We start from the raw sequence: 12,603 nt of genomic DNA, 5'->3' as shown, positions 1-12,603 counted from the left end.
TCCGTGACACCGTGACCGGAGTCACGGTGTTGCCCGTGTGCTGCTTCGGTCCGGCGAACTGGCGGGACTGAGCTCGACGAGGGCCTGGCCATGCCGGCCCCGAAAAGGGCAGCCACGGCTGAGGCGCTCTGCTGCGCGCCTGCCGAAGTCCGCGTCAGCCTTCCGGGCCGCGGTCGGCGCAGGCCTGCCCGGAGGCGGGACACGGCAGGGCGCTTCCACGAGTGAATCAATCATCCGAGGTACGGTTCCTACTGGCGCGCTGAGCGGTACACGGGGGATGACGACATGGAACTGATCGAGGAAATAGCAGCCATACGGGAGGGCAGCGGTGATCCGGCGCGGCTGATCGGCGAGTTCCGCCGGGCCGCGCTGCTCGTACCGCTGACGCTCCCGACCGGCGTAACCGACCGAGCCGACGGAGCCGCCGGCTCCGGCGAGTCCGACGGCATCGCCCACAGTGGCCTGATGTCCGCGGTGCAGGGTGGGATCCGCTGGTTCTACGCCTTCACGGACGAGGAGGCGCTGGCCCGGTTCGCTCGGGCGCGCGGCGCCGCCGACCGGGAGTGGGAGTACCTCGCGATCCTCGGCGCCCGGCTCGTGGACGCGGTGGTCCCGATGGTCGACGGACCGGCGGGGGTCGCCGTGAACGTGGCAGACGAGGACGGGTCCATGTTCTTCCCGCCGGTCAAGGGAATCGTCCCCGACGCGTACGCCGTGGACGCAGGCGACGCCGCGGACGTGGCCTGATGGCGGGCGACGGGGACCTCGAGGTCTCTCCGGCGGCCGTCAAGAACATCCGGGACGGCCTGCGCGCGGCGATCTCCGAGCTGCGCGAGTCCTCGGACGCGGCGGGAGCCTCGCAGGGCGAGGGTCTCAGCGACCTGTCGATGACGGGGATGGAGGCCGGGCACGCCGGGCTGGCCACCGACTTCGAGGACTTCTGCGAGCGCTGGGAGTGGGGCGTGCGCTCGCTGATCCAGGACGCCTCCACCCTCGCCGGGAACCTCGGCATCGCCGCGGGCACGGTGTGGGAGGAAGAGCAGTACATCGGCGGCGCGTTCAAGGTGGCCGTCAACGCGGGCTACGGAAACCCGCACGCGACCGAGGACGAGATCGAACAGAAGAGCTGGGGGGACATCTTCAGCGCGGACGTCTACAAGCCGGACTACAGCCAGGAGTCCTTCGAGAAGGGCGCCGAGGACATCGAGAAGACCTGGTCGGACACCAAGGACAAGGTGACCTCCACCGGCAAGATCGGTTCGCTGAAGGACCTGCTGGACCAGGCCGGCGGCAATGGGGGCGGTAACTGATGGGCTGGCGCGACTTCATACCCGACTCGGTCGAGGACGTGGCCGAGGACGCGGTCGAGAAGGTCGGCGACGCCGTCGAGTGGGCCGGCGACAAGACGGCCGACCTCGCGGAGGAGGTCGGCCTCGACGAAGCCGGGGACTGGATCCGGGAAAAGAGCCGCTCCGCCGCCAACGTGCTCGGCGCGGACGTCGCGGAGATGGAGCTAGGCCAGACCGACGACCCGAAGAAGCTGGTCTACGGCAGCGTCTCCAAGATCCGTGCCCAGGTTTCGCACCTGAACGACTTCAAGACCTCCTTCGACCAGGTCGGCAACGGCCTCAAGGGCATCGGAGAACCCGACGGCCTCAAGGGCAAGGCCGCGGACGCCTTCCAGAAGGCGGTGGCCAAGGAACCGCCCCGTTGGTTCAAGGCGGCCGAGGCGTTCGGGAAGGCCGCCGAGGCGATGGGCCGATTCGCCGAGACCGTCGAGTGGGCGCAGGGCCAGGCCAAGGAGGCCCTGGCGGAGTACGAGCATGCCCAGAAGGTTTCCACCGATGCCCGCAACGCGCACAACAAGCAGGTCGGCGCCTACAAGGACGCGGTGGAGGCGAAGAAGGACCCCCTGCCGCCCAGGCCGGTCGACGCCAAGGACTTCGTAGACCCCGGCAAGGCCCTGGCGACCGCCGCGCAGGACAAGCTCGACAGCGCCCGCAGACAGCGCAACGAGGTCGCGGAAACGACGCGTACGGCGGTCCGCGCGGCCCGCGACGCCGCTCCGCCCAAGCCCTCGTACGCCCAGCAGCTCGGCGACGGCCTGGACTACCTGGAACTCGCCAAGACGCACCTGGCGGGCGGCGTCATCAAGGGCACGGCCGGCATGCTCACCTTCGCCCGCGGCCTCAACCCCATGGACCCCTACAACCTGACCCACCCCGCCGAGTACCTGACGCACCTCAACTCGACGGCCGCGGGCCTGGTCACCGCGGCCAACGACCCCTGGGGCGCGGGCAAGCAGATGCTCGACGAGTTCATGAAGGACCCGAGCGAAGGCGTCGGCAAACTCCTGCCCGAACTCGTCGGCTCCAAGGGCCTCGGCTCCCTCAAGAAGGCCGGCTCGATAGCCAAGCACCTCGACGACGTGCCGACCGGCAAGGGGCGCGGTCCCCACGGCGCCGACCCCGAAGGCACGGGGCGATCGCCCAAGGAGGTCGTGTGCGACGGGGACCCCGTCGACATGGCCACCGGCCGGATGGTCCTGCCGCAGACCGACATCGCGCTCCCGGGCTCGTTCCCCCTGGTCTTCACCCGGACCTTCGAGTCGTCCTACCGGGCGGGCCGGTGGTTCGGGCCGTCCTGGTCCTCGACCGTCGACCAGAGGCTGGAAATCGACTCCGAAGGCGTCGTCCTCGTATGTGAGGACGGCAGCCTGCTGGCGTACCCGCACCCTGCCCCGGGCGTACCCGTACTGCCGACGCACGGACGCCGGCGGTGGCCCCTGGACCGCGACCGCGACACCTACGTGCTCACCGACCCGGAGACCGGCATTGTCCGGCACTTCACCGAGCGCCCCGACGGCGAGCCGGCACTGCTGACGCAGATCGACGACCGCAACGGCCGGTGGATCGCGTTCGAGTACGACGCGAGCGGCGCGCCGCAGGCCGTCGTCCACCACGGCGGCCAGCACCTGAAGATCACCACCGCCGAGGGCCGCGTCACTGCCCTGCACCTTGCCGCAGCCGCGCAGGACGGCACCGACCAGGAGATCCTCCGGTACGGCTACACCGACGGCCACCTCACCGACGTCACCAACTCCAGCGGCCGCCCCGTGCGGTTCGGATACGACGTCCACGGGCGGATCACCTCGTGGACGGACACCAACGGCGGCCGGTTCGACTACGTCTACGACGAACGCCACCGCTGCACCGCCCAGGCGGGCGGCAATGGCCACATGGCGGCCCGGTTCACCTGGGACGACACCGACCCGGAAACCGGCCTGCGCCTCACCTCCATCACCGACGGGCTGGGAAACACCACCCGGTACCTCGTGAACGACCGGGTCCAGGTCGTCGGACGGATCGACCCGACGGGAGCGGTCACCCGGTCGACCTTCGACCGCCACCACCGGCTGCTCTCCCAGACCGACCCCCTCGGCCACCTCACGCTCTCCGAGTACGACGACGAGGGCCGGCTCACCGGCGTCGTGCGCCCGGACGGCCGGCAGGTGCGCGCGGAGCACAACGAACTCGGCCTGCCCGTGCGCCTCACCCATGCCGACGGCACCGTCGTCCGCCAGGCCTACGACGAGCGGGGCAACCGCACCTCGTACACGGACGCCACCGGGGCGACCACCCGCTACGCCTACGACGAGGCGGGACACCTCACCTCGGTGACCGACGCGCTCGGCGCCACCACGACCGTGCGGTGCAACGCCGCCGGCCTGCCGATGGAGGTCACCGACCCGCTGGGCGCCGTGACGCGCTACGAACGCGACGCGTTCGGCAGACCGACGGCCATCACCGACCCGCTCGGAGCGGTCACCCGGTTCGAGTGGACGGTCGAAAGCCTGATCGCGACGTGCACCGAACCGGACGGCGCGCGCCGGACGTGGACGTACGACGGGGAGGGCAACTGCCGCACCCACACCGACGCCCTGGGCCAGAGCACCGAGTACGAGTACACGGACTTCGACCTGCTGGCGGCCCGGACCGACTCGGACGGGTCGCGGTACGAGTTCCGGCACAACGTCAACCTGCAACTCACGCGCGTCACCAACCCTCAGGGCCTGACCTGGGACTACGAGTACGACGCCGCCGGCCGGACCATGTCCGAGACCGACTTCGACGACCGCTCGCTGCACTACCGGTACGACAGCGCCGGACGGCTGACCGAGCGGGTGAACGGGCTCGGGCAGACCACCCGCTTCGAACGCAACGCCCTCGGCCAGGTCCTCCGGAAGAACAGCGAGGGCGCCGTCACCACCTACGAATACGACGTCTTCGACGAACTCGCGGTGGCGGCCAACGCGGACGTGACGCTGGTACGCCTGCGGGACCGCCACGGACGGCTCAAGTCCGAGACGGTCGACGGCCGCGAGCTGACCTACGACTACGACGCACTGGGCCGGCTCACGCAGCGGACCACCCCCAGCGGCGCCGTCACCACGCGCACCTACGACGCCGCCGGCCGGCCCGCGGAACTCACCTCATGCGGCCGTACGCTCGCCTTCGAGCGCGACGCGGCCGGCCGGGAACTCGTCCGGCGCCTCGGCGGGACGGTGGCCCTCGCCCACCGCTTCGACGCGGGCGGGCGCCTGGCCGAGCAGCGGATATCGGGTCGCGGCCGCACCCTGCAGCGCCGGGCGTACTCCTACCGCGCGGACGGGCACCTGGCCGCCGTCGAGGACCAGCTCTCCGGGACGCGCCGCTTCGACCTCGACGCGATGGGCCGCGTCACCGCCGTGCACGCCGCCGACTGGTCGGAGACGTACGCGTACGACGCGGCGGGCAACCAGACCGCCGCGGCCTGGCCCGCGAGCCACCCCGGCCAGGAGGCGACCGGCCCGCGGGCGTTCGAGGGCACCCGCATCACGCGGGCCGGCGCGGTCCGATACGAGCACGACGTGCAGGGCCGCACCGTCCTGCGGCAGAAGGCGCGCCTGTCACGCAAGCCGGACACCTGGCACTACACGTGGGATTCGGAGGACCGGCTGACCTCCACCGTGACGCCGGACGGCACGGTGTGGCGCTACCGCTACGACCCCCTCGGCCGGCGCACCTCCAAGCAGCGGCTCGCCGACGACGGCCGTACCGTCCTCGAGGAGACCCTCTTCACCTGGGAGGGCGCCACGCTGTGCGAACAGGTCAGCCAGGGCGGCGCCCTGCCGCTGCCCGTCGCGCTCACCTGGGACCACCTGGGGCTGCGGCCGGTCGCGCAGACCGAGCGCAGGATCGGCGGCGACACGCCGCAGGAGGCCGTGGACGCCCGGTTCTACGCGATGGTCACCGACCTCGTCGGCGCCCCCACCGAACTCGTCGACGAGTCCGGCGACCTCGCCTGGCGGACCCGCAGCACGCTGTGGGGCACGACGACGTGGGCGAGCGGGAGCACGGCGTACACGCCCCTGCGCTTCCCCGGCCAGTACTTCGACCCCGAGACCGGCCTCCACTACAACCTCCACCGGCACTACGACCCCGAGACGGCCCGCTACCTCAGCAACGACCCGCTCGGCCTCGACCCCGCCCCCAATCCGGCGACGTACGTGCACAACCCGCACACCTGGTCCGACCCCCTCGGCCTGAAGCCCTGCAAGATCCGGGTGTCCCCGGTCGCCTCCGACTGGGCGACGAAGGGCGCGCACATCCACATCCCGCTCAAGAAGGGGAAGGAGCACGAGGTCAGCATCACGGTGGACAAGGACGGCAACATCCAGGGCGCCCCCATCCGGCTGGAGGACGGCTGGGCCTCGGACAAGAGCGTCCAGCAGGCCGTGGACGCGGTGAACAACGACCCCAAGCTGCGCGCAGACCTCCTGGCCAAGGCCAAGTCGGCCAAGGAGCACATGGACACCCACAACTGGGGCAACTCGCAGAACCGCTCCGCGGAGATGCAGGCCCTGATCGACAAACTGGAGAATTGGCCGTGACCGGCATTGAATTCCTCGCCTCGTTCATCACGACCGGGCGCCTGCACGGCATCGGCATCGGCTCCACCCTCGCCGAGGTGGACCGGGCCCTGCAGCACCGCTGCGTCGATGTCGTCGGTGAGGGCGGAGTCTCGCTGCGCCGCGACTACGGCTTCGTCGAGTTCTACTTCAACCCCGGGGAGGAGTGGGTGATGTCCGGCGGCTCGATCGAGCTGCACCGCCTCGCGAACGCCCCGGAGCTGGCGGCCCGGTGGGCCGCCGGCACGGGCGTCGAGTTCGCCCCGTACACGGCGTGGGCCGAGGTGCGGCAGGCGCTCTCCGAGACGCCTTCGGCCCCGGAGTTCACGGTCGGCGACCAGGGAGGCTTCCTGGAGTACCGGGCGCCGAAGTCGTGCGTGTCCGTACTCGTCGTGGACGACGAGGAGGAGGAAAGGGGCTACCACGCGGGCCACGGGGACGTGTGGAGCGTCAGCCTGTGGGCCCCCGTACGAGCGGGCTGAACCGCCGACGGTGGTGATGCGCGGGTTCCCGAAGGACCGTACCGGCGGGGGCGCGGGACAAGGGGACACCGAGCGGGAGCCGCGTCACGGAGCGGTTCCCGCCACGGCGTGAACAGCCCGCGCTCACCCGGGCCTTCAGAGGATCAGGCGCGGACGGCGTGCCAAGGCGTGCACTTGCGCTCGCTGCCCTTGACGATGCACCCACGCAGCTTGTACGGGTGCCCCTCGGGCAGGTTGCCGGAAGCGACCGCGATGTAGATCGCCTTGTGGCCGCGCGTGGAAGCGACGCGGCCGGTGCTCAGCTCGGCCTCGACCGCCCAGCCGTCGGGGCTGATGTCCTTGGCGACGAGGGAGTCGCCCGGGATGTTGGGCGCGGGCTGCGGGTCGGCGTTCCACCGGGCGAAGCCCATGTCGTGGCCGTCCCTGGGGCTGATGATGTTGATCGTGTACGACCCGTCCGCCGACATCGCGGTGAGGCCCGAGACCCCGGTCGTGGACAGCGAGACATCGATGTCGGTCGAGAGGTCGCCCGTCTCGTCGGCGCTGGCCGTTGCGGCCCCCGCCGTGAGCGTCACGCCGATGAACAGGGCGGCCGTACCGAGGACCGCGCCGACGCGCTGGTGTATCGAACCCATGATTTCCTTCGTTCCCGCGCGCGACGGCACGCCGCCGCACGCACGCTCTCCCGCCGGCGTCGAACATCGCTGGCGGTCAGTCAAGACAACTGTAAACAAGCCATGTTGGAAACCTACTGGCGGGTACCCGTCTCACCGGAACGCCCCGACGGACCCGCATGTTCAGTGCTTCGGGAGGGCGCGGTGGTCCCGCCAGGCGGCCAGGGCCTGCTGGCGCGTGCCCTGCGGGTGGCGGGCGTGCCAGTCGCGCAGGAACCGGTTGAACTCGAACTGGGCGGCGACCTCGCGGGGTTCGGCGGCCCGGGCGCGGGTGGCGTGCCAGTGGGCGACGGCTTCGGCGAGCGTGTGTCCCGCGTGCTGTGCCACGTAGTCGCGCATGAAGGCGTCGAAGTGGAATCCGGGTCCGATCTCCCGGACGAAGAACTCCCGGAGCACCTGGCTGCACGGCTGCCCCTGCGGGATCACGGTGTCGCCGTCGACGGGGGCCGCGAGCCGGCGCCCGCCGCGGCGCGGGGCCCGCACCGGCTCCGGCGGCCGGTTCCCGTCGAGTGCGGCGGCCAGCCGGGCCGTCACCGCCGCCTTCCCGCCCCCGGCGGACAGGCCCATCTCCCGGGCGAGCGCCGAGAGTTCCGCCAGTGTCCAGTACCAGCGCAGCAATTCCGCCGCGGTCAGTGCCGGGGTCAGGGCAGGCCGGCTCTCCATTGAATTCGAACGCACGTTCACATACTACAGAGCCGCGGCCGAGGGGCCGCCGAGCGGTCGCCGTCGCCGCTCTATCGGCAGCTGCCGTAGGGGAGCAGTGCCATCTCGCGGGCGTTCTTGACCGCTGAGGCGAGCTGCCGCTGCTGCTGCGCCGTGACACGCGTGACGCGGCGGCTGCGGATCTTGCCTCGGTCGGAGATGAACTTCCGCAGCAGGTCGGTGTCCTTGTAGTCGATGTAGGTGATCTCCGCTGCGTCCAGTGGGTTGGGGCGGGACCCCAGGGGCTTGTGCGGGGCGTGGCGGCGGGCCATGAGTGTTCCTCGTGGTCGTCGGGTCGTCGGGTCGTCGGATTGTCAGGGCATCGGGTCGTCCGGTGGTCAGGACACCGGGTCGAGGAGGGAGTCGAAGGCGGCGGGGAGCGTTTTCCACCCCTCCCGGCCCGCCGCGTATTCGGCATCGGTGAGCAGGCAGGCATCGAGGAGTTGTTCCAGCCCGTGCCGGTCGAGGCCGGGGGAGGTGAAGACGAGGTGCTGACAGCAGTCGCCGTGTTCGGAGTGCCAGTCGAGCGAAGCCGCCGCCCTGCGCATCGGCGGCACCATCTCCCACGCCGCGTCCGGGAGGGACGCCAGCCAGGGTCCGGCGTTCTCCACGCAGAGGGCGCCGCCCGCGGCGTCCCAGGAGAGCAGGGTGTCGGGGCGGTCGGCGAGCCAGAACCGGCCGCGGCTGCGGGCGGCGGCGCAGCAGAGCTCTTCCAGGGCCTCGTAGAGGCGTTCGGGGTGGAAGGGGCGGCGGCGGTGCCAGACCAGGGTGGTCACGCCCGCTTCCTCCGCTTCCTGGGGGAGCAGCGCGCAGGCCGGATGCTGGGCGGCGGCTGCCGCCTCCGCGTCGAAGCCGGCGAAGGCCAGCCGGGCGAGTTCTCCGGAATGGGCGGGAACCTGTCGGGCGGTCGGGTGGAGCTGTGCGAGAAGGGCGCGGTCCTCGTCGTCGGCGTCTTCGCTGTCGACGAGGGCGAGTACGGGGGCGTACTCGAGCTGCCGGGCCCAGGTGTCGCCGACGGTGCGCCGGTCGGAGGCCGCCGCGGCGAGTCCCACGTCGGCCAGGTCGTCGCCGTTGACCAGGTACGGCAGCACGAGCGCGGGGTCGACGGCGGTGATCACTCCGGTGAGGTCGAGCACGCCGGCGCCGTGTGCGACCACGACCTCGGCCATCCCCTTGGGCTCGACCGAGTCCCAGAGCTCGACCACGGCCAGCCGGGTGAGGCCGCTGTCGGCCAGCCGCTTCAGCTCGGGGACGAGGTCCTCCCGCAGGGCGCAGCAGGCGCAGTCGTTGACGAGGGGCGCCTCGCTCCGGGACAGCTCTCCCGAGGTGTCGCGCACCAGCCGCAGCACCGTGCCCGCCGGCGCGGTGGCCAGGTCGTGGTGGAGGGCGATGCTGCCGGGAACGGTGCGCAGCAGCCGGTCCACGACTTCCCTGCGGGCGTCGGAGTGGAGTCCCGCGACGAGGGCGACGGACAGGGTCATGCCTTGCTCCCGTAGCGGCGCTGGAAGCGCTCGACGCGGCCGGCGGTGTCCAGGACGCGGGCGGTGCCGGTGTAGAAGGGGTGGCTCTGTGAGGAGATCTCGACGTCGATGACGGGGTAGGTGTTGCCGTCCTCCCACTCCACCGTCCTGTCGCTGGTGGCGGTCGAGCGCGTGAGGAAGGCGAAGTCGGCGGCCTTGTCGCGAAAGACGACGGGGCCGTAGGCGGGGTGGATTCCAGGCTTCAAGGCGGTGTCCTTCAGGAGGGAGGGGATCAGCGTTCTTCGCGGAAGTCGACGTGCCGGCGCACCACGGGGTCGAATTTGCGCAGCACCAGGCGGTCCGGGTCGTTGCGCCGGTTCTTGCGCGTGACGTACGTGTGGCCGGTCCCCGCCGTGGAGCGGAGCTTGACGATCGGGCGTACTTCGTTGCGAGCCATGGCGCTAGTATATGACAATGGTTTCCATTATCAAGAAGGAGCCGTTCCGAGAGAGGCAGGTAACCCCTTGTCCGCCCACTGTCAACTGACCGGCGCCCAGCCGGGCTTCGGCAACAACATCTCCCACTCGCACCGGCGCACCTCGCGCCGCTTCGACCCCAACATCCAGAGCAAGAGGTACTGGCTGCCCGGCGAGGGCCGCTACGTGCGGCTGAAGCTCTCCGCCAAGGCGATCAAGACCGTCGACGCCATCGGCGTGGAGGCCGCCGTGGCGCGGATCCGTGCCCGGGGGGTGAAGGTCTGATGGCCAAGCAGAGCAAGATCGCGCTGAACGAGAAGCGCAAGGCGGTCGTCGCGCGGTACGCAGCCCGGCGGGCCGAACTGAAGGTGGTCATCCGGCGCCCGTCCTCCACGGAGACCGAACGCGCGGCGGCGCTGGCGGAACTGCGCAGGCAGCCCCGCAATGCCAGCGCGACCCGGGTCCGCAACCGCGACGGCGTGGACGGCCGGCCCCGCGGACACCTCCGCAAGTTCGGATTGTCCCGGGTGCGCATGCGCGAGCAGGCGCACGCGGGGTTCCTCCCCGGAATCACCAAGTCGTCCTGGTAGTCCTCCAGGACTACCAGGACGCCAACGCACGCGAGGCGTGCCCACGTCTCCGGAGGGACGTGGGCACGCCGGGCGAGCGGGGGAGACGGGTTGCGGGGCCTGTCCCGCGCTATTCAGGCCGGCTGAAGCGCCGGGAGGCCCAGAGCAGTGCCGTGACTCCTACTGCCAGCAGGAGGGCGCTTTCCAGGAGTATGGGAGGCTGCCCGGTGGGCCATTCGAGGCCCGTCGTGGCTGTCTGGTTCGGTACCCGCAGTGCGATGCAGCGGCGGAGCAGGTCCACTCCGTACGCGAGCGGGTTGGCGGCGGCCAGCGTGTGGGCCCAGCCCGGCAGGTTCTCGATCGGGAAGAAGCCGCCGGAAAGGAACAGCAGGGGCGTCATCACGACGCCGAGCAGCATGTGGAAGACCTCGGGCCGGTTGAGGCCCACGGCCAGGGCGAGGGCCAGGGCGGTGATCGTGAAGGAGGTCAGGGCGATCCCGCCCAGGAGCAGGGCCAGGAGGAGGGGGTCGTAGGGCAGGCCGACGGCTCCTGCCAGGCCGAGCAGGACGACGCCTTGGATCGTGGAGACGATCGTGCCGCCCGCGCAGCTTCCGAGGAGCAGGGTGGACCGGCGGACCGGGGCCATCAGGAGTTCGCGCAGATAGCCGCTCTGGCGGTCGGTGATCAGACGGATGCCGACCATGATGGCTGGTGTCTGCACCGTCATCATCAGCATCCCCGGGAAGAGGTAGGCCTGGTATCCGGTGCCCAGTGAGGAATCCGGGATCAGGGCGGCCAGACCGCCCCCCAGGATGAAGAGGTAGAGCACCGGTTGGAGCAGCATGAGCGCGGCGTGGGCGCGCTGGGCCGACAGCCGCAGCAGGTCGCGGTAGACCAGGGCGTGGACCGCGCGCAGTTCGTGGCGCAGGCGGACGCCCCGCTCGCGGCCGGGGGCCCCGGGAGCCTCCGGGGTGCGGGTGGTGTCCGGGGCCGGTGGGGAAGGCGCGGTCATGGGGTCACCCCGGTTGCCGCCGCGGGGGAGACCGGTGCCGGGTGCCGGGGTGTGTGGATGCTGCGGCCGGTGTGGTGGAAGAAGACGTCGTCGAGCGTCGGCGGTGTGGCCGAGGCGGCGTGCACCGCGACGCCGTGGGATTCCAGCGCCGCGCACAGGCGCGGGATCCAGGCGCTGCCGTCCGGTACCCGCAGGGACACGCCCTCGGCGTCCAGGGTGACGGTGAGGTCCGCCGGCGCGGTGCGGCGCACGATCCGGCCTGCTGCCGTGTCGTCGCTGGTGCGCAGTGACACGCGGTCGTCTCCGATCGCCGCCTTCAGGGCGAGGGGTGTGCCCTGGGCCACGAGCCGGCCGTGGTCGATGATGGCGAGGCGGTCGCAGTTCTCCGCCTCCTCCAGGTAGTGGGTGGTGACGAAGATCGTGCTGCCGTGCTGGTCGCGCAGTGTGCGCAGGTGCTCCCAGACTTGGGCACGGGCGTGGGGGTCGAGTCCGGTGGTCGGTTCGTCGAGGAAGAGGACCCGGGGCGCGTGCAGCAGGCCGCGGGCGAGTTCCAGGCGGCGTCGCATGCCTCCGGACAGGGTGCGCACCGGGGAGCGCCGCCGGTCGGCCAGTCCGACGAGTTCGAGTGTCTCGGTGGTGCGCAGGCGGGCGTGGCCGCGGGTCAGTCCGTAGAGGCGCGCGTGGATGTGCAGGTTCTGTTCGGCCGTCAGGTCCGGATCCAGTGCGCTGTGCTGGAAGAGCATCCCGACCAGCTTCCGTACCTGGTCCGGCCGGTTCAGTACGTCTGCGCCCGCCACCGTGGCCTGTCCGGCGGTGGGGCGGGCCAGGGCGCAGAGCAGGGCGAGGGTGGTGGACTTTCCCGCACCGTTGGGGCCGAGGAAGGCGAACGTCTCGCCCTGGAGCACGTCCAGGTCGAGGCCGCGAACGGCGTGGGTGGTGGTCCCGTCCGGGCCCGGGTAGCTCTTGACGAGACCGCGGGTGGTGATGGCGTACACCGGCTCCGCCCGGCTCTGGACGGTGTCCCGGTCGGTGAGAGCGGTGGTCGGCAGGGTTGTCCGGGCGGGTGCGTCGTCACCGGCACGTGGCTGCATGGTCGAGTCCTCGTCTACGGGGGTGTCTTCCGCAGGCCTGCCGGCCGCAGCGGCCTTGACTCCGGCCGGGGGGGGGGGCCCGGGGGGCCCCCCCCCCCCCCGGGGGGGGGGGGGGGGCGCGGGGGGGGGGGGCGGCCGCGGTGGTGGGGGGGGTGAATCCCCCGCCCCCCCCACCGCCCCCGGCAGA

The 12,603-nt window shown here is 71.5% G+C and carries 14 protein-coding genes; 6 read left to right on the top strand and 8 right to left on the bottom strand.

Annotation, left to right across the window (positions count from 1 at the left end; genetic code table 11):
- Nucleotides 1–285 precede the first annotated feature (285 nt).
- The 4 genes from ACFY1T_RS31580 to ACFY1T_RS31565 are packed head-to-tail and all read left to right on the top strand — an operon-like array spanning nucleotide 286 to nucleotide 6,432.
- Complete coding sequence (locus tag ACFY1T_RS31580) at nucleotides 286–747, top strand: SseB family protein (RefSeq protein ID WP_390791209.1); 462 nt, start codon at nucleotides 286–288, stop codon at nucleotides 745–747.
- Nucleotides 747–1,310 carry a hypothetical protein gene (locus tag ACFY1T_RS31575; RefSeq protein WP_390791208.1) on the top strand — a complete coding sequence of 188 codons (564 nt, stop codon included), beginning with the start codon at nucleotides 747–749 and terminating at the stop codon, nucleotides 1,308–1,310. The genes ACFY1T_RS31580 and ACFY1T_RS31575 overlap by 1 nt, the downstream gene beginning before the upstream one ends.
- The gene (locus ACFY1T_RS31570; protein ID WP_390791207.1) at nucleotides 1,310–5,932 is read left to right on the top strand and encodes a putative T7SS-secreted protein; all 4,623 of its coding nucleotides are present in this window, start codon (nucleotides 1,310–1,312) and stop codon (nucleotides 5,930–5,932) included. The genes ACFY1T_RS31575 and ACFY1T_RS31570 overlap by 1 nt, the downstream gene beginning before the upstream one ends.
- Nucleotides 5,929–6,432, top strand: a complete 504-nt coding sequence (locus ACFY1T_RS31565; protein WP_390791206.1) for a hypothetical protein — start codon at nucleotides 5,929–5,931, stop codon at nucleotides 6,430–6,432. The genes ACFY1T_RS31570 and ACFY1T_RS31565 overlap by 4 nt, the downstream gene beginning before the upstream one ends.
- A gap of 143 nt (nucleotides 6,433–6,575) precedes the next feature.
- Here ACFY1T_RS31565 and ACFY1T_RS31560 read toward each other — a convergent pair whose 3' ends face one another.
- The 6 genes from ACFY1T_RS31560 to rpmG all read right to left on the bottom strand — a co-directional run bounded on the left by ACFY1T_RS31560 (nucleotide 6,576) and on the right by rpmG (nucleotide 9,725).
- Nucleotides 6,576–7,067: a hypothetical protein gene (locus tag ACFY1T_RS31560; RefSeq protein ID WP_390791205.1), complete on the bottom strand. Its 492-nt coding sequence runs from the start codon at nucleotides 7,065–7,067 to the stop codon at nucleotides 6,576–6,578.
- A 162-nt stretch (nucleotides 7,068–7,229) separates the two neighbouring features.
- Complete coding sequence (locus tag ACFY1T_RS31555) at nucleotides 7,230–7,784, bottom strand: DUF6434 domain-containing protein (protein WP_390791204.1); 555 nt, start codon at nucleotides 7,782–7,784, stop codon at nucleotides 7,230–7,232.
- Nucleotides 7,785–7,840: 56 nt separating this feature from the next.
- Entirely contained in the window at nucleotides 7,841–8,080 is a 240-nt protein-coding gene (gene rpsR / locus ACFY1T_RS31550; RefSeq protein WP_390791203.1) for a 30S ribosomal protein S18, read from the bottom strand.
- Nucleotides 8,081–8,146: 66 nt separating this feature from the next.
- Entirely contained in the window at nucleotides 8,147–9,289 is a 1,143-nt protein-coding gene (locus ACFY1T_RS31545) for a CobW family GTP-binding protein (protein ID WP_390791202.1), read from the bottom strand.
- Nucleotides 9,286–9,534: a type B 50S ribosomal protein L31 gene (locus ACFY1T_RS31540; RefSeq protein WP_390791201.1), complete on the bottom strand. Its 249-nt coding sequence runs from the start codon at nucleotides 9,532–9,534 to the stop codon at nucleotides 9,286–9,288. Before ACFY1T_RS31540 ends, ACFY1T_RS31545 begins: the two co-directional genes overlap by 4 nt.
- A 26-nt stretch (nucleotides 9,535–9,560) precedes the next feature.
- Nucleotides 9,561–9,725, bottom strand: a complete 165-nt coding sequence (rpmG, locus tag ACFY1T_RS31535) for a 50S ribosomal protein L33 (RefSeq protein WP_390791200.1) — start codon at nucleotides 9,723–9,725, stop codon at nucleotides 9,561–9,563.
- Between the two features lie 67 nt (nucleotides 9,726–9,792).
- On the opposite strand from rpmG, the gene rpmB reads away from it, so the two are divergent.
- Nucleotides 9,793–10,029, top strand: a complete 237-nt coding sequence (rpmB, locus tag ACFY1T_RS31530) for a 50S ribosomal protein L28 (protein ID WP_390791199.1) — start codon at nucleotides 9,793–9,795, stop codon at nucleotides 10,027–10,029.
- A complete protein-coding gene (gene rpsN, locus ACFY1T_RS31525) occupies nucleotides 10,029–10,334 on the top strand; it encodes a 30S ribosomal protein S14 (protein WP_390791198.1) in 306 nt (101 codons plus the stop codon). The genes rpmB and rpsN overlap by 1 nt, the downstream gene beginning before the upstream one ends.
- Before the next feature lie 109 nt (nucleotides 10,335–10,443).
- Here rpsN and ACFY1T_RS31520 read toward each other — a convergent pair whose 3' ends face one another.
- Nucleotides 10,444–11,325, bottom strand: a complete 882-nt coding sequence (locus tag ACFY1T_RS31520; protein ID WP_390791197.1) for an ABC transporter permease — start codon at nucleotides 11,323–11,325, stop codon at nucleotides 10,444–10,446.
- The gene (locus tag ACFY1T_RS31515; protein ID WP_390791196.1) at nucleotides 11,322–12,416 is read right to left on the bottom strand and encodes an ATP-binding cassette domain-containing protein; all 1,095 of its coding nucleotides are present in this window, start codon (nucleotides 12,414–12,416) and stop codon (nucleotides 11,322–11,324) included. The genes ACFY1T_RS31520 and ACFY1T_RS31515 overlap by 4 nt, the downstream gene beginning before the upstream one ends.
- Nucleotides 12,417–12,603: the final 187 nt, after the last annotated feature.

The organism is Streptomyces sp. NPDC001194, assembly GCF_042896985.1.
In the GTDB taxonomy this organism is placed as follows: domain Bacteria; phylum Actinomycetota; class Actinomycetes; order Streptomycetales; family Streptomycetaceae; genus Streptomyces.
The sequence above is the reverse complement of the archived record's forward strand: the minus strand, read 5'-3'. Positions and strand labels throughout refer to the sequence as shown.